This is a genomic window from Pseudomonas abietaniphila (assembly GCF_039697315.1).
GTDB classification, from domain to species: domain Bacteria; phylum Pseudomonadota; class Gammaproteobacteria; order Pseudomonadales; family Pseudomonadaceae; genus Aquipseudomonas; species Aquipseudomonas abietaniphila_B.
This window is the reverse complement of sequence record NZ_CP155619.1, coordinates 5570456-5596795: the sequence shown is the minus strand read 5'-3', so window position 1 is coordinate 5596795 and position 26340 is coordinate 5570456. Positions and strand designations below refer to the sequence as shown.

The 26340-nt window shown below is 60.9% G+C and carries 24 protein-coding genes and 1 pseudogene; 8 read left to right on the top strand and 17 right to left on the bottom strand.

All coding sequences use genetic code 11. The features are described 5' to 3' along the window. Positions 1-110: 110 nt before the first annotated feature. The 4 genes from kdpC to kdpF all read right to left on the bottom strand — a co-directional run bounded on the left by kdpC (position 111) and on the right by kdpF (position 4626). Positions 111-671, bottom strand: coding sequence for a potassium-transporting ATPase subunit KdpC (kdpC, locus tag ABDX87_RS24565; protein ID WP_346833612.1), 561 nt, complete (start codon positions 669-671; stop codon positions 111-113). A 70-nt stretch (positions 672-741) separates the two neighbouring features. Beyond that, a complete protein-coding gene (gene kdpB, locus ABDX87_RS24560; RefSeq protein ID WP_431061277.1) occupies positions 742-2814 on the bottom strand; it encodes a potassium-transporting ATPase subunit KdpB in 2073 nt (690 codons plus the stop codon). 16 nt (positions 2815-2830) lie between these two features. Beyond that, positions 2831-4525, bottom strand: a complete 1695-nt coding sequence (gene kdpA, locus ABDX87_RS24555) for a potassium-transporting ATPase subunit KdpA (RefSeq protein ID WP_346830207.1) — start codon at positions 4523-4525, stop codon at positions 2831-2833. A 5-nt stretch (positions 4526-4530) separates the two neighbouring features. Further along, positions 4531-4626 carry a K(+)-transporting ATPase subunit F gene (gene kdpF / locus ABDX87_RS24550; RefSeq protein WP_037009437.1) on the bottom strand — a complete coding sequence of 32 codons (96 nt, stop codon included), beginning with the start codon at positions 4624-4626 and terminating at the stop codon, positions 4531-4533. Positions 4627-5199: 573 nt separating this feature from the next. Between kdpF and ABDX87_RS24545 the strand changes: the two genes are divergently transcribed. The 3 genes from ABDX87_RS24545 to xopAW all read left to right on the top strand — a co-directional run bounded on the left by ABDX87_RS24545 (position 5200) and on the right by xopAW (position 8056). Further along, positions 5200-5952 carry a response regulator gene (locus ABDX87_RS24545; RefSeq protein ID WP_346830206.1) on the top strand — a complete coding sequence of 251 codons (753 nt, stop codon included), beginning with the start codon at positions 5200-5202 and terminating at the stop codon, positions 5950-5952. After that, positions 5949-7052, top strand: a complete 1104-nt coding sequence (locus ABDX87_RS24540; RefSeq protein ID WP_346830205.1) for a sensor histidine kinase — start codon at positions 5949-5951, stop codon at positions 7050-7052. The genes ABDX87_RS24545 and ABDX87_RS24540 overlap by 4 nt, the downstream gene beginning before the upstream one ends. 257 nt (positions 7053-7309) lie before the next feature. Beyond that, the gene (xopAW, locus tag ABDX87_RS24535; RefSeq protein ID WP_346830204.1) at positions 7310-8056 is read left to right on the top strand and encodes a XopAW family type III secretion system calcium-binding effector; all 747 of its coding nucleotides are present in this window, start codon (positions 7310-7312) and stop codon (positions 8054-8056) included. 57 nt (positions 8057-8113) lie between these two features. On the opposite strand, the gene ABDX87_RS24530 is transcribed toward xopAW, so the two are convergent. The 8 genes from ABDX87_RS24530 to ABDX87_RS24495 all read right to left on the bottom strand — a co-directional run bounded on the left by ABDX87_RS24530 (position 8114) and on the right by ABDX87_RS24495 (position 14409). Continuing rightward, positions 8114-9166, bottom strand: a complete 1053-nt coding sequence (locus ABDX87_RS24530) for an AI-2E family transporter (protein WP_346830203.1) — start codon at positions 9164-9166, stop codon at positions 8114-8116. A gap of 99 nt (positions 9167-9265) precedes the next feature. Continuing rightward, positions 9266-10084, bottom strand: coding sequence for a DUF4892 domain-containing protein (locus ABDX87_RS24525; RefSeq protein WP_346830202.1), 819 nt, complete (start codon positions 10082-10084; stop codon positions 9266-9268). 150 nt (positions 10085-10234) lie between these two features. Then, the gene (locus ABDX87_RS24520; protein ID WP_346830201.1) at positions 10235-11089 is read right to left on the bottom strand and encodes an alpha/beta fold hydrolase; all 855 of its coding nucleotides are present in this window, start codon (positions 11087-11089) and stop codon (positions 10235-10237) included. Then, a complete protein-coding gene (locus ABDX87_RS24515; RefSeq protein ID WP_346830200.1) occupies positions 11086-11919 on the bottom strand; it encodes an alpha/beta fold hydrolase in 834 nt (277 codons plus the stop codon). The genes ABDX87_RS24520 and ABDX87_RS24515 overlap by 4 nt, the downstream gene beginning before the upstream one ends. A gap of 113 nt (positions 11920-12032) precedes the next feature. Continuing rightward, a complete protein-coding gene (locus ABDX87_RS24510; RefSeq protein WP_346830199.1) occupies positions 12033-12476 on the bottom strand; it encodes a hotdog fold thioesterase in 444 nt (147 codons plus the stop codon). Between the two features lie 68 nt (positions 12477-12544). Further along, on the bottom strand, positions 12545-13003 hold the full coding sequence (gene sixA, locus ABDX87_RS24505) for a phosphohistidine phosphatase SixA (RefSeq protein ID WP_346830198.1): 459 nt from the start codon (positions 13001-13003) through the stop codon (positions 12545-12547). Then, complete coding sequence (locus ABDX87_RS24500; protein WP_346830197.1) at positions 13000-13356, bottom strand: DUF4389 domain-containing protein; 357 nt, start codon at positions 13354-13356, stop codon at positions 13000-13002. Before ABDX87_RS24500 ends, sixA begins: the two co-directional genes overlap by 4 nt. A 27-nt stretch (positions 13357-13383) precedes the next feature. Then, the gene (locus ABDX87_RS24495; RefSeq protein ID WP_346830196.1) at positions 13384-14409 is read right to left on the bottom strand and encodes an NAD(P)H-dependent glycerol-3-phosphate dehydrogenase; all 1026 of its coding nucleotides are present in this window, start codon (positions 14407-14409) and stop codon (positions 13384-13386) included. A gap of 305 nt (positions 14410-14714) precedes the next feature. Here ABDX87_RS24495 and ABDX87_RS24490 point away from each other — a divergent pair, with 305 nt between their 5' ends. From ABDX87_RS24490 to fabB, 3 genes are all read left to right on the top strand, one after another. Further along, complete coding sequence (locus ABDX87_RS24490) at positions 14715-16640, top strand: response regulator (protein ID WP_346830195.1); 1926 nt, start codon at positions 14715-14717, stop codon at positions 16638-16640. Between the two features lie 211 nt (positions 16641-16851). After that, positions 16852-17367 (top strand): 3-hydroxyacyl-[acyl-carrier-protein] dehydratase FabA, encoded by a 516-nt coding sequence (fabA, locus tag ABDX87_RS24485; RefSeq protein ID WP_299613895.1) that lies wholly within the window; start codon positions 16852-16854, stop codon positions 17365-17367. Positions 17368-17377: 10 nt separating this feature from the next. Next, positions 17378-18598, top strand: a complete 1221-nt coding sequence (gene fabB, locus ABDX87_RS24480) for a beta-ketoacyl-ACP synthase I (RefSeq protein WP_074753401.1) — start codon at positions 17378-17380, stop codon at positions 18596-18598. A 176-nt stretch (positions 18599-18774) separates the two neighbouring features. On the opposite strand, the gene ABDX87_RS29350 is transcribed toward fabB, so the two are convergent. Then, positions 18775-19479 carry a methyl-accepting chemotaxis protein gene (locus ABDX87_RS29350; protein ID WP_431061276.1) on the bottom strand — a complete coding sequence of 235 codons (705 nt, stop codon included), beginning with the start codon at positions 19477-19479 and terminating at the stop codon, positions 18775-18777. A gap of 201 nt (positions 19480-19680) precedes the next feature. Then, positions 19681-20385, bottom strand: a pseudogene (locus tag ABDX87_RS29345) (MCP four helix bundle domain-containing protein); the annotation flags it as partial. Positions 20386-20625: 240 nt separating this feature from the next. Between ABDX87_RS29345 and ABDX87_RS24470 the strand changes: the two are divergent. Further along, a complete protein-coding gene (locus ABDX87_RS24470; protein WP_346830193.1) occupies positions 20626-21489 on the top strand; it encodes a pirin family protein in 864 nt (287 codons plus the stop codon). Between the two features lie 108 nt (positions 21490-21597). Here ABDX87_RS24470 and ABDX87_RS24465 read toward each other — a convergent pair whose 3' ends face one another. Both ABDX87_RS24465 and htpG read right to left on the bottom strand, forming a co-directional pair. Continuing rightward, positions 21598-22323 carry a dienelactone hydrolase family protein gene (locus tag ABDX87_RS24465; RefSeq protein ID WP_346830192.1) on the bottom strand — a complete coding sequence of 242 codons (726 nt, stop codon included), beginning with the start codon at positions 22321-22323 and terminating at the stop codon, positions 21598-21600. Between the two features lie 78 nt (positions 22324-22401). Then, entirely contained in the window at positions 22402-24306 is a 1905-nt protein-coding gene (htpG, locus tag ABDX87_RS24460; RefSeq protein WP_346830191.1) for a molecular chaperone HtpG, read from the bottom strand. 325 nt (positions 24307-24631) lie between these two features. On the opposite strand from htpG, the gene ABDX87_RS24455 reads away from it, so the two are divergent. Beyond that, positions 24632-24886, top strand: coding sequence for a hypothetical protein (locus ABDX87_RS24455; protein ID WP_346830190.1), 255 nt, complete (start codon positions 24632-24634; stop codon positions 24884-24886). A 101-nt stretch (positions 24887-24987) separates the two neighbouring features. On the opposite strand, the gene brnQ is transcribed toward ABDX87_RS24455, so the two are convergent. Then, on the bottom strand, positions 24988-26301 hold the full coding sequence (gene brnQ, locus ABDX87_RS24450) for a branched-chain amino acid transport system II carrier protein (protein WP_346830189.1): 1314 nt from the start codon (positions 26299-26301) through the stop codon (positions 24988-24990). Between the last annotated feature and the right edge of the window lie 39 nt (positions 26302-26340).

Sequence of the window (26340 nt, the reverse complement as noted above, 5' to 3'; positions counted from 1 at the left end):
ACCGGCAGCAAGTGCATCGTTGTTGTGTGTCTAACACTACACAGGCGCTTGGTTTTACTACTGCTTCGCAGCAGATCGCGGGACAAGCCACGCTCCTACAGGGCCGGTGTTTATCTTGACTGTGACGGTAGCGCTTCCAGGCTCTGATTCAAAGCCAGGACGTTCACCACCGGCGGCCCGATCAGCGGGCTGTAGGTGTTGGCCGCAATCAGCTTTTGCACCGAATCGCGTGGCAGATTACGGGCTGCCGCGATCCGCGCAACCTGATATTCCGCCGCGTCAGGAGAAAGATGCGGGTCAAGACCACTGCCCGAGGTGGTCAGCAGGTTCAACGGCACGGGCCCTTGATTATCAACCTTCTCTTTGGTCGCATCATCGGTGATCCGCGTCGCCAAGGCAGGGTTGCTCGGCGACAGGTTGCTCGCACCGCTGGAGACGGTCGCATAGGCGCCCGCTGACGGACGCGAATGGAACCACCCTTCTCCGGTGAAATTCTGGGCGATCAGTTCCGATCCCCGGACCTTATCCTGATCGTCATACACCAGGCTGCCGTTGGCCTGTTCCGGGAACGCGACCTGGGCGACCCCGGTGACCACCAGCGGATAAGCCACGCCGGTGATCAGGGTCATCAGAACGATCAGGCTCACAGCCGGACGCAATACACTGGACATCATTCAATCCTCAATCAAGTTAGGCGCTGCGGACGATCGTTCGCCCGCAGCGCAGGCAGTGCCGTGACCCTTAAACCAGATGCAGCCCGGTGAGCAGCATGTCGATCAGCTTGATGCCCACAAACGGTACGACGATGCCGCCCAGACCGTAGATCAGCAGGTTGCGACGCAGCAGGTGCGCGGCGCTGGCCGCCTGAACCCGCACGCCACGCAGCGCCAACGGAATCAGCACGACGATGATCAATGCGTTGAACACGATGGCCGAGAGAATCGCGCTCTGCGGGCTGGCCAGGTGCATGACGTTCAGCACGCCCAACTGCGGGTAGATGGCCGCGAACAGCGCCGGCAGAATCGCGAAATACTTGGCCACGTCGTTCGCAATCGAGAAGGTCGTCAGTGCGCCTCGGGTGACCAGCAATTCCTTGCCGATCTGGACCACGTCCAGCAGCTTGGTCGGATCGCTGTCCAGGTCGACCATGTTGGCCGCCTCGCGGGCCGCTTGCGTACCATCGTTCATCGCCATGCCGACGTCGGCCTGAGCCAGCGCCGGGGCGTCGTTGGCACCGTCGCCACACATCGCCACCAGACGACCGTCGTTCTGCTCCTGACGAATGCGCTCCAGTTTCTTCTCTGGGGTGGCCTCGGCCAGCACGTCGTCAACACCGGCCTCGGCAGCGATCGCAGCGGCGGTGAGCGGGTTGTCACCGGTCACCATGACGGTGCGAATGCCCAGTTTGCGCAACTCTTCGAAACGCTCACGAATACCCGGCTTGACCACGTCCTTGAGGTGAATGGCGCCCAGCAATTTGCCGTCGCCGCACACCAGCAACGGCGTGCCGCCGGTCTTGGCGATCTTGTCGATTTCCCGCGACAGGGTCAGCGGCAGATCGCTGCGATCACGGCCCAGGAATTTGAGCAGCGAATCCACAGCACCTTTGCGATACACCCGACCGTCGTAGTCGACGCCCGACAATCGGGTTTCGGCGCTGAATGGCACCGCAGTCAGCTGGCTCGGCGCCGGCTCGATCATCGGGTGCAGCGCACGCAGGTACTCGACAATCGATTTACCTTCCGCTGTGTCGTCAGCCAGCGACGCCAGCAATGCGCCCTCACCCAGCTCTTTGGCGGTGATCCCAGGCGCTGCGTACACCGCTGCGCAACGACGGTTACCGAAGGTGATGGTGCCGGTCTTGTCCAGCAGCAGCACATGGACGTCGCCCGCTGCTTCAACCGCACGGCCGGATTTGGCGATGACGTTCAGGCGCACCAGACGGTCCATCCCGGCGATACCGATGGCCGACAGCAGGCCGCCGATGGTGGTCGGAATCAGCGTGACCAGCAGCGCGACCAGGAACACCAGCGGCAGGTTGCCGCCTGCGAAATGGGCGAATGGCTGCAGGGTCACCACCACCAGCAGGAAGATCAGGGTCAAGCCGATCAGCAGGATGTCCAGCGCGACTTCGTTGGGAGTCTTTTGGCGTTTGGCGCCTTCTACCAACGCAATCATGCGGTCCAGGGTCGACTCGCCAGGGTTGGCGCTGATGCGCACCAGCAGCCAGTCAGACACCAGACGCGTGTTGCCGGTGACCGCCGAGCGATCGCCGCCTGACTCGCGGATCACCGGCGCGGATTCGCCCGTGATCGCTGCTTCGTTGACGGCGGCAATGCCTTCGATGACCTCACCGTCACCGGGGATCAACTCCCCCGCTTCGACGCGCACCACATCACCCTTGCGCAGGGTGCTGGCATTGACCATCAGAAAGCCGCCAGTGGCGCCTTGCAAACGCGCTTTCAGGCCTTCAGTACCGGCCTTGAGGCTGTCAGCGCGAGCCTTGCCGCGACCTTCGGCCAAGGCTTCGGCAAAGTTGGCGAACAACACGGTGAACCACAGCCAGACGGCAATCTGTACCGCAACGAACGTCGGCACGGCCGGGTTGGGGATCAGGCACAGAATCGTAGTGAGAATGGCCGTCAGTTCAACGACCAGCATCACCGGCGCGCGCTGCAACTGGCGCGGATCGAGTTTGACGAACGCCTGGATCAACGCCGGACGCCAGAGATCTGCAAAGCCGGTCTTGACCGGTGCGGCAGTCGGCTGTTGGTCGGCGCTTGTGGCAGGACTCTTTGTTACAGGAGCTTGCATATTCATGATTCAGTCCTCAGAAGCCCAGGCTCAAGTGTTCGGCGATCGGGCCCAACGCCAGGGTCGGCAGGAAAGTCAGGCCGCCCACCAGCAGGATGGTCACGGTCAGCAGTGTGACGAACAGCGGGCCATGGGTCGGGAAGCTGTTCTGGCCCAGAGGCGCCGTCTTCTTCGCCGCCAGACTGCCCGCCAACGCCAGCACCGGCAGGATGTAGCCGAAGCGGCCGATGAACATCGACAGGCTGAGCATCAGGTTGTGGAACAGGGTGTTGGCGCTGAAACCGCCGAACGCCGAGCCGTTGTTGGCCGTGGCCGAGGTGTAGGTGTAAAGCAACTGACTGAAACCGTGGGCACCCGGGTTGCTCACAGCACCCGCCGGGCCTGGCAACGAGGCCGCCAGCGCACCGAACACCAACACGCCGACCGGCATCACGATCAGGGTCGCGACCAGCAGCTTCACCTCTCGCGCCTGCAGCTTCTTGCCCAGGTATTCCGGGGTACGGCCAATCATCAGACCGGCCAGGAACACCGCGATCAGCACGTTCAACAACATGCCGTAGAGACCGGCACCGACGCCGCCAAAGATCACCTCACCGACCATCATGTTCGCCAGGGCGACCATGCCGGTCAGCGGGTTAAGGCTGTCATGCATGCCGTTGACCGAACCGTTGGATGCGGCTGTTGTGGCCGTCGCCCAGAGCACTGTCGCGGTGGTGCCGAAGCGGGTTTCCTTGCCTTCCATCGGCGCGGTCTGCTCGACCGATGCAATGTTCAGCGCGGGGTTGGATTGGTATTCAGCCCACAGCGCAGTCGCACCACCGATCAGGAACAGCACGAACATGCAGGCCACGATGGCGCGGCTCTGACGCATGTCTTTGACGTAGTGGCCGAAGGTGAACACCAGCGCTACCGGGATCAGGATGATCGACACCAGTTCGAACAGGTTGCTCCACGCGGTCGGGTTCTCGAACGGATGCGCCGAGTTGACCCCGAAGAAGCCACCGCCGTTGGTACCCAGTTGCTTGATCGCGATCTGGCTGGCAGCCGGGCCCAGTGGAATAGTCTGGTCGGCGCCTTGCAGGGTTATAGCGTCGACATAGTGAGCGAACGTCTGTGGCACGCCCTGCCAGACCAGAAACAGCGCCATGATGATGCACAACGGCAGCAGCCCATAAAGGGTCGCACGGGTCATGTCGGTCCAGAAGTTACCGAGATTCTGTGTCGAACGACGACCGATGCCCCGGCAAAACGCAACCAGCACCGCAATACCCGTGGCCGCACTGACGAAGTTCTGAACGGTCAGCCCGGCCATCTGGCTGAGGTAGCTCAGCGAGGCTTCGCCGCTGTAGCTCTGCCAGTTGGTGTTGGTGACGAAACTCATCGCCGTGTTGAACGCCAGCGACCACTCCATCCCCGGCAAGCCTTGGGGGTTAAGCGGCAAGGCGCCCTGGAACAGCAAGATCGCAAACAACGCGACAAAACCCGCCAGGTTGAACGCCAGCAGGGCCAGTGTGTAGGTTTTCCAGTTTTGCTCGACCTTGGGGTCGACGCCCGACAGGCGATAACACACGCGCTCGACCGGACCCATGACCGGGGTTAGAAACGTGCGGTTGCCTTCCATGACGTTGTAATAAAAACGGCCCAGCAGTGGCGCGGGCAGCAGCACCAGCGCGAAGAAGGCCAGAATCAGCAGATAGTCATAACTGTGCATGGCCGTCACTCCTCGACCCGGCCGGCACGCAGCAGCGCGACCAGCAAGTACACGAACAACCCTGCCGCCAACAGCAGTGACACCCCATCCAGAACGCTCATGAAAAAACTCTCCGTCATACGGCGATTGCCGTGTGTAGGAATTGTCCTCACGCAGGGTGTAAAGGAACGAGACCGAGAGGGGGTTCGGGGCATAAAGAAAGCGTAAAGACTGGCGGTTTTGTTGGACCGGAGGCCGTAAAAAGCGGATTTACACTGGGGCTTGGTTTGGAGGATAGATCCGGGGTTATTTTTGATCGTTCCCACGCTCCGCGTGGTAACGCACCGATTGACGCTCCGCGTCGACTTGGACGCAGAGCGTCTTGCGATGCATCCCCACGCGGAGCGTGGGAACGATCAATATCCGTATTTGCGGTGGTGCGGGCATTTGTTCTGCCGTTAGGCAGAACCAAACCTATCAGCGCCACCCTGGATAACAGATAAACCCACAACCCCGATGCCAGAAAAGCCCAGCGCAACGCCGAAACCCGATCCTTGTACATTTCTTGATACATTCACGACAATCCACCGACACCTGCCCCCCTCACCCTTCCGCCCCGCTCGCCAGCGAAGTAGCATGGCAGCGTCGTTACTTACCCGCGGCCCACCCCGGCGGCATCACATGGCGGCAGCAACATGCAGACAACCTCAGACAGCAATACCGCCAACGCACAGGCTGACGAGCGCCGATGGACCACCCGCGCGCTGATCGTCGATGACGATGTCCCCATCCGCGAATTGCTGTGCGATTACCTGGCACGCTTCAATATCCAGAGCACCGGCGTGACCGATGGCAACGCCATGCGAGAAGCACTGGCAGAAGAAACCTACGACGTCGTCGTGCTGGACCTGATGCTGCCGGGCGAAGACGGCCTGTCACTGTGCCGCTGGCTGCGCAGTTCGTCGGATATTCCCATCCTGATGCTGACCGCCCGTTGCGAACCCACCGATCGCATCATCGGTCTGGAACTGGGAGCCGACGACTACATGGCCAAGCCGTTCGAGCCCCGTGAGCTGGTGGCCCGGATCCAGACCATCCTGCGCCGCGTCCGTGACGACCGCACCGAAGAACGCACCACCTTGCGTTTCGACAACTGGCGCCTGAACAGCGTATTGCGCCAGTTGACCGCGCCGGACGGGCTGGTCGTGCCGCTCTCCAACGCCGAGTTCCGGTTGCTGCGGGTCTTCCTGGAACGCCCGCGTCGCGTCCTCAACCGCGAGCAATTGCTGGATGCTGCACGTGGCCGCTCGATCGAAGCGTTCGATCGCAGCATCGACCTGCTGGTGTCGCGCCTCAGGCAAAAACTCGGTGACGACCCCAAGTCCCCGCAACTGATCAAGACCGTACGTGGCGAAGGCTATATGTTCGACGCCAGGGATATTGGTTGATCCGCTCCGCCGACACACTGTTTGCCCGATTGTTCGGGGGTGCGCTGCTGGCGATCATCCTGGCACACCTGCTCGCCTTCGCCTGGTTTCACTACTACGGGCCGAAGATGCCACCGCCCGACGCGCGCTGGGAGTCCGGGCAATCCGGGCATCCCCCGCAACCACCGCCTCCTGCCCGGCAGGACGGCACGCTTGCAGACAGCGCGATGGACGCCTTGCGCCCGCCACCACCCCCGCCCGGACGCCCGCCGATTCTGGGGGTTCCGTTTATTCCCCTGCTGTTTCAACTGATCAGCCTGGTGATCGCCGCCTGGTTCGGCGCCAAGGCACTGAGCCGGCCGATCCGTCGCATGAGCGAGGCAGCGGAGCGCCTCAGTGAAAACCTCGACAGCCTGCCGCTGTCGCTCAATGGTCCGCGCGAAGCCCGTCAGGCGGCCCTGACCTTTAACCTCATGCAGGAACGCATCCGCGAACAGGTACAACAACGTGGGCGCATGCTCGCCGCCGTTTCCCATGATCTGCGCACACCGTTGGCGCGGCTGAAGTTGCGCGTCGAGCAAATCGAAGAGCCCAAGCTGCACGGGCAGATGACCCAGGATCTGAACGACATGATCGCCATGCTCGACGCGACCCTGACCTACCTGAACGAGCAGCGCACCAGCGAAGCCCTGCAGTACTTCGATGTGCAGGCCTTGATCGAATCGCTCACCGAAAACGCTCAGGACAATGGCGACGACGTGCAGGCCAGCGGCACGTGTCGCCCCCTCAAATCGCAGCCCATGGCCCTGCGGTCCTGCCTGAACAACCTGATCGACAACGCACTGCGCTACGCGGGGCACGCCAGGGTGATGATTGAAGACGCCAGCGACCGCCTGGTGGTGCGCGTGGTCGACAGTGGCCCCGGTATTCCTGCCAACCTGCGCGAAGCGGTGTTTGAGCCTTTTTACCGGGTCGAAGGCTCGCGCAACCGTAATTCGGGCGGCGTCGGCATTGGCATGACCATCGCCCGCGAAGCGGCCCGACGCATGGGCGGCGACCTTCGCCTGGAAGAGACACCGGGCGGCGGTCTGACAGCCGTGCTGGACCTGCCACGAATCTGAAACCCTGACGGCTTGAGCCGAATGCCTGTTTCTGTGGGAGCGAATTCATTCGCGAGAGGCCGGTACATCCAGTACATCCGCGTCAGATTCGTCACCGTATCGCGAATGAATTCGCTCCCACAGGGTGAACTCGATGCATGCCCCGCCTGCGTAAGCCCCTCGTTACAAACCCCACATACCCACGACACGCGCCCCGTAGACGCTGCATAAGCCGGTGCACTGAGCCGGTTTTATCCATCTGATGGGGAGTCAGTCCGATGATCACAGGCGTCAGCGGCAGCAGCAGTTATTCCAGTTACGTCAGCTCAAGCAGTACAACCAGCACCACAAACAGCAAGAAGTTCGCCGACGAATTGCTGAAGAAACTCGACACCAACGGCGACGGCAGCATCGACAAGGACGAATTGAGTTCGGCCCTGACGTCTGATTCCAAAGGCGGCATCACCGTCAGCTTGAGCAAAGCGTTCAGTGACCTCGACAGTAATGACGACGACAGTCTGGATGCCGACGAACTGGCGTCAATGACCCCACTGCCACCGCCTCCCATGCAGACGGACGCAGGCTCCGCCGCCGATGAAGCGCAGGACCTGCTCAGCGCCCTGGACACCGACGGTGATGGCAATGTCAGCAGTGACGAACTGACCGCCGCGCTGAGCAGCTCGGACAGCAGCGCCGACAGCACCCAAGTGTTCGATGCGCTGGACACCAACCAGGACGGCAACGTCAGCCTCGACGAACTGACCGCCAGCCTGCAGACACAGCAACCGCCGCCTCCACCGCCCGCGCAGGATTCCAGCGATCTGTTCAGCAGCTTGGACAGTGACGGCGACGGCAGCATCACCGCCGACGAATTGACCGCCGCGATGACGCCCGACAGCAGCCGCCAGCAACAGACCACGACGCAGGCCACTGAAGCCTTGAACCGCATGGTCGCGGCGTTGAGCGATCGCTATAACCTCAACAGCAGCGCGACGGCCGGTAAATACGTCAGTACGTCTGCCTGAAAACAAAAAACCGCCGCCGGACATAGCCCGACGGCGGTTTTGAGAGTGCGCTCTCGCCTACTTCGGCAATTGCCGCGCCCGACTGTCACCCACCCAATCGAGCAACAAGCTGTAGGCCACTGCCAGCAACGTCGGACCGATGAACAGACCGATGAAGCCGAACGCCAGCAAGCCACCGAACACGCCTAACAGCACGATCACCAACGGCAGGTTGCCGCCGCGGCTGATCAGGTAAGGCTTGAGCACGTTATCGACGCCGCTGACGATGAACGTCCCCCACAAGCCGAGGAAGATCGCCATCCCGTACTCACCCTTCCAGGCCAGCCAGGCCGTGGCCGGAATCCAGATCAGCGGCGGGCCCATCGGCACCAGACTCAGCAGAAAGGTCCCGATCCCCAGCACCAGCGCACCGGGCACACCCGCGATCAGAAAACCGATCAACGCCAGCACCGCCTGAGCCGCCGCCGTGCCGATCACCCCGTTGACCACGCGTTGTACGGTCCCGGCCACCAGATCGACGTAGTACTGCGCGCGATCACCGATCAGCCGCTCCAGCAGGCTGAGCACGAATGCTGCCAGACGCGGCCCGTCGCGATAGAAAAAGAACACGAACACCAGGCTCAGGGTCAGTTCGAGAATGCCGCCGCCGATCTGCGCGCTGCGCGCCAGCAGCCAGTTGCCGACCTGTCCCAGATACGGTTTGACGCTGGCCAGCATGGCCGCGCCCTGCTGGTCGATCGTCGTCCAGTACCCCACCAGCCGTTCGCCGACAAAGGGAATGCTGGCCAGCCAGGTCGGTGGATCTGGCAGTCCGTCGACCTGCACGTCCTTCACGAAGGCCGTGGCGTCGCGCACATGATCCGCCAGGTTGAAACCCAGCCACACCAGCGGTGCCGCCACCAGCAGCATCCACCCCAGGGTGAGGATGCCTGCCGCGAGCGACTCGCGTCCTTTGAGCGCACGGGTCAACAGGCGCATCAGCGGCCAACTGGCAAACGCCAGCACTGCGCCCCAGAACAGCGCCGACCAGAAGGGAGCCATCACCCACAAACACGCACCGAGCAACGCCAGCAGAAGAATCTGCACCAACAGGCGATCGTTATTGAGCATGGATTATTCCGCAGATTAAGGGAGTCAAGATGATGAGCATAACGGCGAACCTTGCGGCTCGCCCCATGGCCCACTGAAACGCTTCTGATAGAGCGCGTCTCAGCGAATCAGTTCAAGGGTCAGTCCCGACGTCTGTGCACTGCCCGACTCCAGCCGCGCCGCGCGAACGCCTTTGCTGACCAGCGCATCGCGCCAGGCATCGTTCTGCGCGCCGGAGAGCGTCACGCGAATCGTGCTGTCCAGGTTAAGTCCACGTGACAACAACGTGATCCACGGCTCGGCGGGTGCACCAGTGAGCATGGGCAGGTTCAAATCGCCCGAGCTTTTCAGCTCCCGCAGCAGGGTCGCCGACGTGGGCAGCAACTCCCCGAGCGGCGCGCTGGCCTGAAATTGCTCAACGTGCAGATACGCCCGGCGATTACCCCGCGTGATGCTGTACAGCGCGACCAGGGTGTCGTTGTCCGGTGCGGCAAGGCGCAGCAGTAAATACGCCTGCCCGCTGTCGGCACCGTAGAGCCTGGAATTGCCGAACACCTCGTTGGCCCACAGGCTGCTTTCACCACAGTCACGCGCCTGGCACCAGAACAACAGCTGGGCGTTCTGCTTCTGCAACGCTTCACGGGCAGCGGTAAACGCCTCGTCGGCGGAGCGTTCAGGCGGTAATTCATAGGTCACGGAGGTCGCGTTGCCCCGCGACGAGACCTGGCCATCGAAACGCAACTGGCCGCTGATCTTGCGAATGGAGCCCATCGGGTAGTTACGTTCAAGCTCGGCGGCTGGCCGATAATCGACGATCTCGGCATCCGTCGGTCGTGGCAGATTGGCAAAGTCCTGACTGCCGGTAACATCCGCCGCCTGACTGACATTGGCGTAAACGGACAGGCACAGCAGCATCCCCAGCGCACGTGATAAATGCATAGGGGCGCTCATGGGGTGAAATTCGGGTGGCAAACAAATGCCGCACAATGGTGCGGCGTGCGGGAAGGTGAAATCGTCGGGCGTGGGCGGTGGTCCATCATGCAGTCTCCTGTTTCAACCCGCCCAGCCTCGACAGTTGCGTTGCGCAAGTCAAGGAACGGCGAAGAACCGATTGAAACAGTCTGCAACAGCGGATGCACCCGCCTCGTCATTGAGGTGCAGATGATGCCCGCCCGGCAATGCCGTCACCTCGAACGGCACACTCTCCAGCAGCGCTTTGTTCTGCGCCAGCATGCCCTCCTCCGCCACCACCAGCTGCGCCGGACAGCGGACTGCGTTGACGAAGGACAGCGCCTGAGCGCGGGTCAGACGCGTCGCCGACGCCAGGGTCAGTCGGCTGTCGCTGCGCCAGGTGTAACCGCCAGGCACCGGCATCAAGCCACGCTGAGCCAGCAATTCGGCCGCCTCGCGACTGACCGCGACCACGCCTTTCATCCGCGCCTCGACCGCGCGATCCATGTCCGCATAAACCGGTTTGCGCTTGCTCGATTGCGTCAGTTGCGCCTGCAGCGCCGCGCCCATACGCTCAGCGGCGCCTTCAGGCTCGCCCAGCGGCGGAATCAGGCCGTCGATCAAGGCCAGACGGTTGATGCGTTCAGGCAATGCACCCGCGATGATCACCGAAACGATGGCGCCCAATGAATGCCCGAGCAGCGAAAACCGCTCCCAGCCCATCTGCTGAGCCACCTGCAACACGTCGTGGGCGTAGTCCGGCAGGCCGTATCCGGCGCCTGCAGGGCGGTGATCGGAATGACCGTGGCCCGCCATGTCCAGTGCCAGAATCCGCAGGCCTTTGAGCTTGGGTGCCAGACGCGCAAAGCTGTTGGCGTTATCAAGCCACCCGTGCAAGGCAATCACTGGAAGACCGTCCTGCGGCCCGAACAAATGCGCCGCCAGCTCGATGTGCGGCAGACTCAAACGCACCTCTTCGACAGAACAGCTCATGCGCGGGCTCGCTGGCCAGCCAGCAGGTCGTTGGCGGCGCGACTGCGAGCGGACCAGCGAGAGAACAGGTTCTTGAGCATCTGCGCGGTATCCTCTGGGTGCTCGAGCGGAAACATGTGCCCGCCCGGTACCGAAAGATACTCGCCTTCGCGCATGCTTTTCACTGACATCGCGTGATGCCGGCGCACCACGTCGCTGTGCTCGCCGCGGACCATCGCCAGCGGCACTCGCAAATGACGCGCCATTCCAGGGCTGGTGTGCGGCACGCTGCGATAAATGCTGATCTCGGTGGCCGGATCGAAGCGCAGGCGCAACTGCTCACCATCGGGCTGCAAACCGTGCAGCAGATACGCTTCAAAACACTCAGGGTCGAACCGACGGAACAAATTTTTCCCAGAAAAGTAACGGCGCGCGGCGTCCAGATCGCTGAACACTTCGCGGCGTCCAAGCGTACGACCGGCAGGCGTAATGCGGTCGATGAAGCCAAACCGCTTGGCGGCACGGATCATCCATTGGTCGAAACGGGTCAGGACCGGTGAGTCGAGCATGACCACGCCACGGTACAGCTCGGGATGGCGCAAGGCGGCATGGTAATGCAACACACCGCCCAGTGAATGCCCCACACCCCACACCGGCTGCGGCTGTTCGCGCAAGTGGTGAACCAGCTCGTCCACCAAATTGGGCCAATTATCCGTCACCGGAAAACGCGGGTCATGGGCGTGCTGATCCAGGTGCTTCACCTGAAACTCATCACCCAGCGCGGCGAACAACTTGCCGTAGGTTGCAGAGGGGAAGCCATTGGCGTGAGCGAAAAACACAGGTTGGGTCATGCCGGCGCATCCAGAGAACCTTGAACAGGCGGCAATTGTGCGCAGCCGCGGGGTGACGCGGCAATGACCGGAACTGCCATCGGCGATGACACTCCGGTCATGCGCACGCACGATCAGCGTGCGGGCGGCTGCTCACCATGGGGAACGACCGCGACCGTCAGCCGGGAGATGCAACTGGCCTTGCCTTCGTCGCTGGTCAGGCGGATGTCCCAGACGTGGGTGGTACGGCCGATATGCACGGGGTGCGCCACCGCCGTCACCCGACCGCTGCGCAAGCCGCGCAGGTGATTGGCGTTGATTTCAAGCCCGACGCAGAAGTACTTGCTGGTGTCGATGACCAGATAGCTGGCCGACGAACCCACGGTTTCCGCCAGTACCACCGATGCGCCGCCGTGCAGCAATCCGTAAGGCTGATGCGTGCGATGATCGACCACCATGCTGGCGGTCAGGGATTGTTCGTCAAAGGCCTCGAAACGAATGTCGAGCATCTCGCCAATGGTGTTTTTCTGCATCGAATTGAGGGCATCAAGATTGGGTGTTGCACGCCATAGGCTCATGGTTTGTCCTTGTTATTGAAGTTGCACGATCGATTGGGGCAGACGCCTGCTGGTGAAACGGTCGCAGCTCAGACGGGATGCCGAACGCTGACCAACTCCATCGCACCCGCCAGCGGGAAATCTGCTTCCAGCTCGGCCAGGCTGGCGGTGTGCATCGGCTCAGCGGTTTGCAGATTGCCATGCACCGACAGACCAATCAGCGAACCCACCAGCGGCTGATGGCTGACGATCAATACGTTGTCCGAGGCGTACAGGTCCAGGTTGGACAGCGCCTTGCGTGGGTCGCTGTCCGGGGTCAGCCAAGGCACCGTGACCACCGCATCGGTAAACCCGAGGGCCTGGCGCACCAGTTCCGCTGTCTGCTGCGCACGCACATAGGGGCTCGCGATGATCCAGCGCAACGGCTGGCCCAGCAGATGCGCCGCACTGCTCAGCACTTCTTCGCGGCCGTGGTCCGTCAGTTCACGTTCAGCGTCCGTGCGCGCCCGGTTCTGAGCCTCACCGTGACGCAGAATCCACACTTTCATAGCTTCGGTTCCTCATCGCGAACCGGGTGCGCGGCGGCGGGAACGGTGTGGGGCGCTTCCCCTTCCGGCGGACGCGGTGCCGGCCAGTCGGCGAATGGCCAGGGTTTCTGATCGGTGTGGAAGGTGCCGAAACGACCGATCTGCGCCAGAAACTGGCTCAGGCTGTCCCCGAAAGACATCAGGCTCAGGCTGGGCGCCCCATAGAACAACCGGTACGCCAGTTGCACCAGCACCACGACCGCCAGGACAAGCTCGGCCACCTGCCAGACCACTAAAAACACCAGCATCCACAGGATGCGCAGCAGAATCGATTCGTGTTGCTTGAGTTTTGACTCGTTCAAGGGCTTCTCCATGGACGTGAAAACGGATGGGCAATGAAATCAGTTGAAACCGCTGGTCGAGATGAAATCGACGTCAGTCTTGGGTTCCGCCCGCATCAACAGCTCGATGACCTGCTCCAGCGTGCGGCCCTCAAAGAGAATCGCATGCAGCCCGGCGACCAAAGGCATGTAAACCTGCAATTCCTGCGCCTTGACCTTGAGCACTTTAAGCGTATTCACGCCTTCTGCCACCTCGCCCAGCCGGGTCACGGCTTCATCCAGGCTCAGCCCCTGACCCAGTGCGAAACCCACCTGATAATTGCGGCTCTTCGGCGACGAACAGGTCACGATCAGATCCCCCACCCCGGCAAGGCCCAGGAAGGTCATCGGGTTTGCGCCCTGGCTGACCGCGAAACGGGTCATTTCCGCCAGCGCGCGGGTAATCAACATGCTTTTGGTGTTCTCGCCCATGCCCAGCGCCACGGCCATGCCGGAAATAATGGCATAGACGTTCTTCAGGGCCCCGCCCAGTTCCACGCCAAACCGGTCGGCGCTGGCATACACGCGGAAGGTACGGCCATGCAGCGCCGCCTGGACCTCACGGCAAAGCTCCTCGTCCTCACTGGCGACCACCGTGGCGGTCAGCGCGTGCTCGGCGATTTCCCGTGCAAGGTTGGGCCCTGACAGCACACCGATGCGCGCTTGCGGCGCGATGTCTTCGAGGATCTCGCTCATCAGCTTGAAGGTCTGGGCTTCGATGCCTTTGGTCAGGCTGACCAGCATCTTGCCCGTCAGCAAATCGACATGCGGTGTCAGCACGCTGCGCAGCGCGCTGGAAGGCAATGCCACGAAGACCAGCTGGCTGTCGCTCAATGCGCGCTGCAGGTCGGTGACCGGTTCGACCCCTTCGAGCACCTTGATGCCCTTGAGATAGCGCGGGTTCTCGCGGTTGACGCGGATCGCCTCAGCCTGTTCGGGATCACGCATCCACTGCAGGACCCGGTGGCCATTCTCGGCCAGCAGGTTGGCCACGGCTGTCCCGAAGCTGCCACCACCCAGAACTGCGATCGGTTGCTGTTGGGTCATAAAACAATCCATCTAGAGCCATCAGAACTGGCGATGGCTGCATTATACGGAGCGCCGGGCTCGCCACCAGCGGCAAAACACGACAGCGGCACGCATCTCGCCGAAGCCCTACTCTTCACAATGAAATTACCTACAGCTCGGTTAAGATGCGCGCCCCGGATGAAAATTCCGCAACCCATCCGATGAGCTATTGTGAGGTCGCTTTCCCGATGAGATTCGATTCCATGGCACACCCGTGCACCTGCACCGTCTCTATTGCGTGAGCCGCTTCACATGAAGCAGCCCACGAAAGCCGGAATCAGGCCATGACGACACAACGTGGCTGGAACATCAGCACCCGCACGCAAATTCTCAGTCTGGGCCCGGCCCTGCTGCTGACGCTGTTATTGATCAGCTTCTTTACCGTAGTGCGCATTCAGGACCTGCGTCAGGAGCTCAACCACACCGGCCAGTTGATCGCGAACCAGCTGGCGCCGGCGTCGGAATATGGCGTGATCGTGGGCAACAACGACGTCCTCGAGAGCCTGATGAGAGCCACCATGAGCACGCCCCACGTGCGCTTCCTCGAGGTTCAGGACAACACTGGCAAAGTGCTGGTGCACGTCGAGCAAGCGCCCGACGGGGCGCATTCGCGGCAGATGGAAATCTTTCAGGCACCCATCCGCCTGCAACAGGTCAAGCAGGACGGCAATCGCCTGGACGAAAGCGACGACATGGCCAGCGTCCCCGTCGAAGACTATCTGGGGCGCGTGCTGGTGGGCATGTCCAGCGAGGCGTTCAACCTGCGCGAACAGGAAATCCTGTTGAAGGCCGGGATCCTTGCGTTGTTTGCCCTCCTCTTTACCTACATCCTGGCCAGACGCCTGTCCCTCAGCCTGTCTCAGCCCATCAGTGCCATGAGCGATGCGGTCAAGGCCATCCAGCACGGTGACTACACCACCCCCTTGCCGGTGGCCGACGACGCCGAACTGGGCGATCTTGCCCGCCATATCAACAACCTGGCGCTGGGCCTGGAGAAAGCCAGTCGTGAACAGAAACAAGCCATGGACGAGTTGATCAGAACCCGCGAAGAGGCGGAGCGCGCCAACCGCGCGAAGTCCGAGTTTCTGGCGATGATGAGCCATGAGCTGCGCACGCCGATGAATGGTGTGCTCGGCATGCTGCAGTTGATGGAAACGACGAAGATGACCGAGGAGCAGGCTGAATATTCCGCCTTGGCCACCGAGTCCACCGAGCACCTGTTGCGGGTGATCAACGACATCCTCGACTTCTCCCGCTTCGAGCGTGACGCGCTGGAGCTGGAAAACATTTCGTTCAACCTGGCCGACCTGATTGCGACCTCGGTTCAGGCGTTTGCCCACAATGCGCAACAGCGGGGCCTGGCGCTCGAACTGGATGTGCAGCCTGGGCTGGATCTGCTGCGCGTCAAAGGTGACCCGACGCGTATCCGCCAGATCCTGGTCAACCTGATCGGCAACGCGCTGAAATTTACCGAGTTCGGCAGCGTGCGGGTCGAAACCGCCTGGCGTCAGAGTGACGCGCAACACATTCTCTTTACCTGCGCGGTGCGCGACAGCGGGATCGGTATTTCTCCGGAACTGCTGGAGTCCATGTTCGACGCGTTCCAGCAGGCCGACAACTCTATTTCAAGGCGCTACGGCGGGACCGGGCTGGGTCTGCCGATCGCGCGCAATCTGGCGGAACGGATGGGCGGATCGCTGTACGCAGAAAGCAGCGAGGGACTGGGCTCGGTGTTCCATCTGGAGATTCCGCTGCAACGGGTCCAGCAGGAAGAACCCGCCCCGCAACCGGGCGCGGTCGGCGAAATTCCCCAGGAACGCGATGGCTGTGTGTTACTGGTCGAGGACAACCCGGTCAACCGCACGGTGGTTGAAGCCATGCTGCGCAGCCTCGGGCTTCAGGTGAGTGTCGCGGGGGATGGCGCGCAAGCCGTGAGCATGGCCAGCCAGGAAAAATACGCGTTGATCCTGATGGATTGCCGCTTGCCGGTCATGGATGGCTACGAAGCCACCCGCAGAATTCGCCAGCTACCGGGGCTTGAAACGCTGCCGATCATCGCCCTGACCGCCAACGCCCGGCACGGTGATCGCGACATATGCCTGGCGGCAGGCATGAACGATTACCTCGCCAAACCGTTCAAACGTACTGATTTACAGCAGGTTTTACAGCGTTGGCTGACCTTTAAGGCATCTGCGACTGGCGATAAATGATAAATTGCGGCAGTCTTGTGTGCCGTGATCGAACTGCGCCGACGCGCGGACGGAAAATTTCAGTGCACAGGTGTACATTCATTTCGCCTGTGCTGTGACTTTCATTACAACGCAATAGTCTATGAGTAGGCTGCCAGCTGAGGAATGACCCGCTGGTCAGATGGGGTAAGCATTGTCACACCCTGCCGCACAGGATTATCGAGGAGCTCGCATGACCAAACAAAACGCCTTTACCCGGGAAGATCTGCTGCGCTGCAGTCGCGGCGAGCTGTTCGGCCAAGGTAACGCGCAACTGCCCGCCCCCAACATGCTGATGATTGATCGCATCACTCATATCAGCGAAGAAGGCGGCAAGTACGGCAAAGGTGAATTGGTCGCTGAACTGGATATCACTCCGGACCTGTGGTTCTTCGCCTGTCACTTCGAAGGTGATCCGGTCATGCCGGGGTGCCTGGGCCTGGACGCCATGTGGCAACTGGTCGGTTTCTTCCTGGGCTGGCAAGGCCTGCCGGGCCGTGGCCGTGCGCTGGGTTCGGGCGAGGTGAAATTCTTTGGTCAGGTTTTGCCGACTGCCAAAAAAGTCACGTACAACATTCAAATCAAGCGCGTCCTCAAAGGCAAACTGAACCTGGCCATCGCCGACGGTTCGGTGACCGTGGACGGTCGCGAAATCTACACCGCCGAAGGCCTCCGCGTCGGCGTGTTCACCTCCACTGACAATTTCTAAGGGTATCCGCATGCGCCGCGTCGTTATCACTGGTCTGGGCATTGTTTCTTGCTTGGGCAATGACAAAGACACCGTTTCCGCCAACCTGCGTGCAAGCCGCCCTGGCATCCGTTTCAATCCGGAATATGCCGAAATGGGTCTGCGCAGCCAGGTTTCCGGCTCCATCGACCTCAACCTCGAAGAGCTGATCGACCGCAAGATCTACCGCTTCGTCGGTCACGCTGCCGCCTATGCCTATCTGGCCATGAAAGACGCGGTCGCCGACTCCGGCCTGACCGAAGAGCAGGTCTCCAACCCTCGGACCGGCCTGATCGCCGGTTCCGGTGGCGCGTCGACCCTCAACCAGATGGAAGCGCTGGACATCCTGCGTGAGAAAGGCGTCAAGCGCGTCGGTCCGTACCGCGTGACCCGCACCATGAGCAGCACCGTTTCGGCCTGCCTGGCGACGCCATTCAAGATCAAGGGCCTGAACTACTCCATCGCTTCTGCCTGCGCCACCAGTGCTCACTGCATCGGTACCGCCATGGAACAGATCCAGATGGGTAAACAGGACATCGTGTTCGCCGGCGGCGGTGAAGAAGAGCATTGGAGCCAGTCGTTCCTGTTCGACGCCATGGGCGCACTGTCGAGCAAGCGCAACGAAACCCCTGAACAGGCTTCGCGTGCCTACGACGCCGACCGTGACGGCTTCGTCATCGCCGGCGGTGGCGGCATGGTCGTGGTCGAAGAGCTGGAACACGCGCTGGCCCGCGGCGCGAAGATCTACGCCGAACTGGTCGGCTACGGCGCAACGTCCGACGGTTACGACATGGTCGCTCCAAGCGGCGAAGGCGCCATCCGCTGCATGCAGCAGGCGATGTCCACCGTCGACGGCAAGATCGACTACCTGAACACCCACGGCACCTCGACCCCGGTCGGCGACGTCGCGGAAATGAAAGGTGTGCGTGAAGTGTTCGGCGACAACGCGCCAGCCATCAGCTCCACCAAGAGCCTGTCGGGTCACTCGCTGGGCGCCGCAGGCGTTCACGAAGCGATCTACTGCATGCTGATGATGGAAGGCAACTTCATGGCCGGCTCGGCCAACATCGACGAGCTGGACCCGGAAGTGGCTGACCTGCCAATCCTGACCAAGACTCGCGAAAACGCCGAGATCAACCTGGTCATGAGCAACAGCTTCGGCTTCGGTGGCACCAACGCCACGCTGGTGATGAAGCGCTGGACCGGCAAGTAATTCAGCCGGACGCAGCACTGAAAAAGGCGCCCTTCGGGGCGCCTTTTTTGTGGCTGGCCAGTGGTCGCCTTTGTAGAAGCACGCTCGCTAGCGATGCGCCTGACCGAACGATCCAGTGCCGACTGACACCCCGTTTTCGCGGGTTAGCGCACGCGTGCACATGAATCGCATTGTGCTTAAACCGAAAACGCCGCCACCATGCCATTCAGATCCGTCGCCAGACGCGACAAATCATGGCTGGCAGCGCTGGTCTGGTTCGCACCCGCCGAGCTCTGCAGCGCGATGTCGCGGATGTTGGTCAGGTTGCGATCCACTTCCCGCGCCACTTGCGCCTGCTCCTCGGACGCGCTGGCGATGACCACGTTACGTTCGGTGATCAAGGTAATAGCAGCTGCGATCTCGTCCAGCGCAACCCCGGCGGACTGCGCCAGTTCAAGCGTGGATTGCGCACGGGTGTTGCTGCCTTGCATGGCGGCCACGGCCTGATCGGTGCCCTGGCGGATATCGCCCACCAACTGCTCGATTTCCTGAGTCGACGACTGAGTGCGATGGGCCAGAGCACGCACCTCGTCCGCGACCACCGCAAAACCCCGGCCGGCTTCACCCGCACGGGCCGCCTCAATGGCAGCGTTGAGCGCCAACAGGTTGGTCTGCTCGGCCACAGAACGGATCACGTCCAGCACCTTGCTGATGCCATAGACCTTCTGCGCCAAGGTTTCCACCTGATCGCCCGCCTGAGTGACGTCATGGGCCAGGCTACCAATAGACGCCACCGTTTCCCTCACTTGATGGCGCCCGCGCTGAGCGATGCGATCCGACTCGCCGGACGCCTGGGATGTCGCCACGGCATTGCGCGCAACCTCCTCCACCGCGGCGGTCATCTGGTTGACTGCCGTGGCGGCCTGATCGATTTCCAGGCTCTGTTGGTGCAGACCGCGCGTGGAGTCTTCGGTCACTGTGCTCAGTTCTTCCGACGCCGAAGCGAGCTGACTGGACGAATCAGAGATCCGCAGAATCGTACGACGCAGGCTTTGTTGCATAGCCTTCAGCGCTTCCAGCAACCGCGCGGGTTCGTCGCGCCCCTGAACGACGATATCAGCGGTGAGGTCACCGGCTGCGATGACCTGGGCGATGCCCAGCGCCTGGGCCAGCGGCTGCACGATGCTGCGGGTCAACCCCCACGCGAGCACCAGTGTGATCAGCGCGGTCAGCACGATCATGCCCATCACCCAACTCTGGGCATTGCCGAAGACTTGCTGGGCCAGATCGGTCGCTTCACCCGCGCCTTTCTTGTTGATCGCCGTCAGTTCGTTGAGCGCCTGGGTCATTTTGTCGGCGTATTGATTCATTTCGCCGTTGACGACCTGCAAGGCATCATCCATCTGATTTTGCCGGGACAAGTCCATGACGCGAGTTTGCCGCTGAAAGTAGGCCTGTTTCGCGGCGGCAAAACCGTCGTACAGTTCTCGCTCATGGGGCGACCCGATAAGCGCGACATAATTTTGCTCGGTGGACTGTAATCCGGTCTTGAGATGATCGATTTTGGTGTAATTATCCTGCAATGCGTCAGCGCCGCGGTTGAGCATCAGCCGCAGCGTCAACGTCCTGATCCGCATCAGGTCCTGGCCCATCGTGCCCAGCTCCATGACGCTGGGCAGCCATTTGCTCTCCACCAGATCCGACTGCTTTCGCATGCTGGCCATCTGCATCAATGCAAAGACGCCCAGCCCAAAAACCAACAGCGCAAGCACGCCAAAGCCGAGAGCCGCTCGAGGTGCGATATTCATGTTTCTGACGGTCATAGTGGGTCCTTCCCAAATTCCCTGCATCGAAAAAAGAGCAGTCGGTTGTCGCCCCAGATATCGGCTATAACCATGATCTCTGTAGGGGGTTTCCGATAATTATCTAACGAAAATTCAACAACCCGAGCGGGGAATATCCGATAGGTTTGAAACGGCAGCACAGACGATCCATACGATTGGATTTATGATTTGTATTCTGTCGCCACGCCCAACGAGAGCCTCGCCATGCTGACCATCAAACCCCGCGCGGAAGACGTCGAAGGCCAGCCGATTCTGCGCCCCTTGCCTTCGGCTCAATGCCGCAGCGTCGGACCCTTCGTGTTCTTCGACCACATGCTGGAAACCACCTACGGGCCGGGCCGCGGCATGGACATCCGCCAACACCCGCACATCGGCCTGTCGACCCTCACCTACCTGTTCGAAGGCCAGATCCAGCACAAGGACAGCCTCGGCAGCGATCAACACGTTATGCCGGGCGAGGTCAGCTGGATGACTGCCGGGAGTGCGATCGCGCATATCGAACGTACGCCGCAGGCGCTTCACGACAGTGGGTCGCGGCTGCACGGCCTGCAAGTCTGGCTGGCATCTCCCAAAACTCACGAGCAAGGCACTGGCCACTACAGCCACCATCCGGCCACGACCTTGCCCGTCAGCGACACCCTGGGCATCAGCATCCGCATGATCGCGGGCAACGGCTTTTGCCTTGAGTCACCGGTTCCGGTCTTGTCGCCGACGCTGTATGCCGAAGTGAAGATGCAGACGGCAACGACCCTGCTGATTCCTACAGAACATGAGCAACGTGCGTTGTACGTGATAGCGGGCGACATGTCGCTGGATGGCGAGCCTGTCGAGCCTCGCAGCCTTGTCGTACTGGATGCAGGTGACGAACCGACACTGAGCGCTGAAAGCGAATCCCATGCAGTACTGATTGGCGGTGCGCCACTGGATGGGCCACGCAGGATGAACTGGAATTTCGTTGCCAGCGATCCGGCCTTGATCGATCAGGCAAGGGCGAAATGGGCGGCGGGAGACTGGCCGACAGTGGCCGGAGAAGTGGAGCGGATTGAGTTGCCGTCAGGCAAAAAATAAACCGTAATCCCTGTAGGAGTGAGCTTGCTCGCGATGGCGTCCGTTCATTCACCACATCAGAGCATGACGCAACGCAATCGCGAGCAAGCTCACTCCTACAACCGTGTGTTAGCCCGCGAACACCTCATCCAGCAGATTGTGCATCGCAGTGAACGCACGTTTGGACACCGTCGGGTTGTACATCTGCACGCCAGGGTTGTTGGCATGCGGATCGGTGAACGAGTGGAACGCGCCGCCGTAGCTCAGCAGCTGCCAGTCGACGTTGGCGGCATTCATTTCGGCTTCGAACGCTGGCAATTGCTCTTTCGGCACCAATGGATCGGATGCGCCGTGCAATACCAGGACCTTGCCTTTGATGTTTTTCGCATCGGCCGGGTTTGTGGTGTCCAGCGTGCCGTGGAACGACACGGCGGCTTTCAGCGGCGCGCCTGTGCGTGCCAGTTCCAGCGCACAGCAGCCGCCGAAGCAGAAACCAAATGCGGCAAGGCTTGCCTTGTCCACCTTTGCAACGGTCTGCGCGGTCAGCTGCTCCAGCGCTGCCGTCATGCGTTTGTTCAGCAAGGCGCGGTCGTTTTTCATCGGCATCATGGCCGCCGCTGCTTCATCGCCGTTTTTCGGGCGAACGTTCTGGCCATAGAGGTCAGCCAGCAGCACCACGTACCCTTTACCCGCCACCTCTTTGGCGATCTGCTCGGCGTCTTCGCTGATGCCCATCCAGTTAGGTGCCATGACCAGCCCTGGCACTGCGTTAGCGCCTTCGCTGAAGACCAGACGACTTTCGTAGCTCTGCCCGTCAATCTGATACACCACGGACTGCACAGTTACGTTGCTCATTGCTGACTCCTGCTGTTGAGAATGAAGGAATACCAAATGACAAAACCCGCCGAAGCGGGTTTTGTCTGCACTCGAATGTTAAACCGACAGTTCTACCAACAGCTTGTTCAAACGGCGCACGTAAGCAGCCGGATCTTTCAAGCTGTCACCGGCGGCCAGCGCTGCCTGATCGAACAGAATGTGCGACAGCTCGCCGAAGCGCTCTTCGCTCTGCTCGTTGTCGAGCTTGCCGATCAGCGGGTGAGTCGGGTTGAATTCGAAGATCGGCTTGGAATCCGGGACCTTCTGGCCGCTGGCTTCCAGGATCTGACGCATCTGCAGGCCCAGGTCCTGCTCGCCGATGGCCAGAATCGCAGGCGAGTCGGTCAGACGGTGCGAGACGCGCACTTCGCTGACCGTATCACCCAGCGCGGCCTTCAGACGCTCGATCAGACCTTCTTTGTCCTTGGCCACTTCTTCCTGGGCTTTCTTGTCCTCTTCGGAATCAAGCTTGCCCAGGTCCAGGTCGCCACGTGCCACGTCAACGAAGCCCTTGCCGTCGAAATCGCTCAGGTAGCTCATCAGCCACTCGTCGATGCGGTCGGTCAGCAGCAGCACTTCGATGCCTTTCTTGCGGAAGACTTCCAGGTGCGGGCTGTTCTTGACTTGCGCGTAGCTTTCGCCGGTGAGGTAATAAATCTTGTCCTGACCTTCCTTGCCACGGGCCAAGTACTCGGCCAGGGAAACGCTTTGCTCGCCGCTGTCGTCGGAGGTCGACGCGAAACGCAGCAGACCGGCAATCTTTTCCTTGTTGGCGAAGTCTTCGGCCGGGCCCTCTTTCATGACCTGACCAAAGTTTTTCCAGAAGCCTTTGTATTCTTCCGGCTGGTTCTTCGCCAGTTTTTCCAGCATGTCCAGCACGCGCTTGGTCAGCGCGGACTTCATCGAGTCGATGATCGGGTCTTTCTGCAGGATTTCACGCGAGACGTTCAACGACAGGTCGTTGGAGTCGACCACACCCTTGATGAAACGCAGGTACAGCGGCAGGAAAGACTCGGCCTGGTCCATGACGAACACGCGCTGCACGTACAGCTTCAAGCCGCGCGGCGCTTCACGCTGATACAGATCGAACGGGGCACGGGCCGGCACATACAGCAGCGAGTTGTATTCCAGCTTGCCTTCGACCTTGTTGTGGCTCCAGGCCAGCGGGTTTTCGAAATCGTGAGCAATATGCTTGTAGAACTCCTGGTATTCCTCATCCTTCACTTCGGTGCGAGGGCGGGTCCACAGAGCGCTGGCACGGTTAACTGTTTCCCATTCCTGCACAGGCGAAGGCTCACCCTCGACAGCGACCTGCTCTTTCGGCAGCTCGATCGGCAAGGCGATGTGGTCGGAGTACTTCTTGATGATGTTGCGCAGGCGGTAGCCGTCGGCGAATTCGTCTTCAGCTTTCTTCAGGTGCAGCACGATGCGCGTACCGCGATCGGCCTTTTCCACGGTAGCGACTTCAAACTCGCCCTCGCCTCTGGAGGACCAGTGGACGCCTTCACTGGCCGGCAGACCCGCACGACGGCTGAACACTTCAACCTGATCGGCGACGATGAACGCGGAGTAAAAACCCACGCCGAACTGACCGATAAGGTGCGAGTCTTTCTTCTGATCGCCGGTCAGGTTCTTCATGAAATCGGCAGTGCCGGACTTGGCGATGGTACCCAAGTGGGTGATCACATCTTCGCGGCTCATGCCGATGCCGTTGTCTTCGAGGGTGACGGTCTGAGCGTCCTTGTCGAAGCTCACACGGATTTTGAGCTCAGCGCCGCCTTCCAGCAGCTCGGGCTTGGACAGCGCTTCGAAACGCAGCTTGTCCACCGCGTCGGAGGCGTTGGAAATCAGCTCGCGGAGAAAAATCTCCTTGTTCGAATACAGCGAATGGATCATGAGGTGCAGCAGTTGCTTCACCTCGGTCTGGAAGCCCAGGGTTTCCTTTTGAGTTTCCACACTCATGGTCATCAAACTCCAATCAGTCCACACAAATAGGGGTAGCCGTCCGGTGCACTGCTCAGGCCGAACGGCGGGTTGTCATCAAGGTGGGGGCTGGGTCGGGGATTTCAAGAGCGTGGGCAATGTGATCGCGCATTCTTCGTCAGGTCTTTAACTGCCCCCGTTAAGATCGTGTGTGACAGCGCAAGCAAAATCGTTTAACCCGCAGGAAATCGCTTTCCCGCGTAACAGCATTGAAACAGTTATTCATTTATTGGGGCGCACGATGGAACTAACGGAATAAGCATGCGTTCGAAGGCTCGTAGATGTTCAATAAGGAGAAATACCCATGCGTAAGACTTTAGCCATTGCCCTCATGCTTTCTGCCACCTTGGGCCTCGCCGCGTGCGAAAAAAAATCCGAGGATAAACAGCAAGATGCCAACAAGGCCGCCCAACAGTCTCAGGAGTCGATGCAAAAGGCTCAAGACAAAGTGAACGACGCCGCCAAAGAAAGTCAGGAAGCTGCCCAGAAGAATGCCGAAGCCGCTCAAGAGCGCGCAAAAGAGGCTAACGAACAGGCGCCTGCACCAACTAAGCAGTAAGTTCCAAAGTTTCCCAAAAATAAAGCCCGCTTGCGCGGGCTTTATTTTTTATACCTTCAAGTTAAGCAGCGCCGCCATGAATTGACGCCGCCGCCCTCCTCTCAGGCCAGCGCTTCGCTGCGTCGACCCAGCATGCGATCCACCACGAACGCCACGAACAGCGTGATCAGCGACGGAATCAACCAAGCCAGCCCTTGCTCGCTCAATGGCAAATGCGCCAGCGCATCAGGCAGGTTATCTGCAAACCCCGCCCCCTTGACCGCGTCGACCGTGCCGAATACGAACGACACCAGCATCACCGGCGCAACGACGCGTCCTTGTGACTGCCAGAAATCCTTGCAGAAACTCAAAGCGACCAATGCGATGCACGGCGGATAGATAGCGGTCAGCACCGGAATGGAGAACTGGATCAGCTTGGTCAGGCCCAGGTTGGAGACCAACAACGAGAACGCCGCCAGCAGGATCACCAGGGTCTTGTAGGAAAGCGGCAGCAGTCGGCTGAAATACTCGGCGCAAGCGCACGTCAGGCCCACCGCCGTGACCAGGCACGCAAGGGAAATCAATACCGCGAGAAAACCGCTGCCCAGCGTGCCGAACGTGTGTTGCACATAGGCGTGCAGCACCGCTGCGCCGTTGGTGGCACCTGCAGCGACGGCATGGCTCCCGGCGCCGAGACGGAACAGGCTGATGTAGACCAGCGCAAGACCCAGCCCGGCAATCAGACCGGCAATGATCGCGTAGCGCGTGATCAGTTTCGGAGACTCCACGCCGCGAGAGCGGATGGCATTGACAATGACGATGCCAAACACCAGCGCGCCCAGCGTGTCCATCGTCAGGTAACCATTGATGAAGCCCTGGGAGAACGGAGCGGCAACATACGCAGGCTGTGCAATCCCGACGTCACCGGCAGGCAACGCGAAGGCTGCGATACCCAATACCGCCAGTGCGATGATTTTCAACGGCGCCAGGAAGCGCCCGACGGTGTCGAGCAAGCGGCCGGGATAGAGCGAGATCCAGAAGACCAGCAGGAAGTACACGAGGCTGTACAGGAACAACGCCAGCGGGCTTTCGCCGGTGATCGGCGCCAGGCCGACCTCAAAGGACACGGTGGCCGTGCGCGGCGTCGCGAACAACGGCCCCACGGACAAATAACAGACTGCCGCGAGCACGGTGCCGGCGACTTTGCCGATCGGACTGCTCAGCGCGTCCATGGCCCCGCCGACCTTGGCCAGTGCGACAACGGTCACGACCGGGAGGCCTACCGCCGTTACCAGAAAGCCCAGCGCCGCCATCCACACGTGCGGACCGGCCTGTAGACCAACGATAGGGGGGAAGATGATATTGCCAGCACCTACGAATAACGCGAACGTCATGAAGCCAAGCGCCAGGATGTCCTGACCTTTCAACACTTTCATCAAAGAAACCACACTGCTGAATCGGAATTAAGAAGAGGA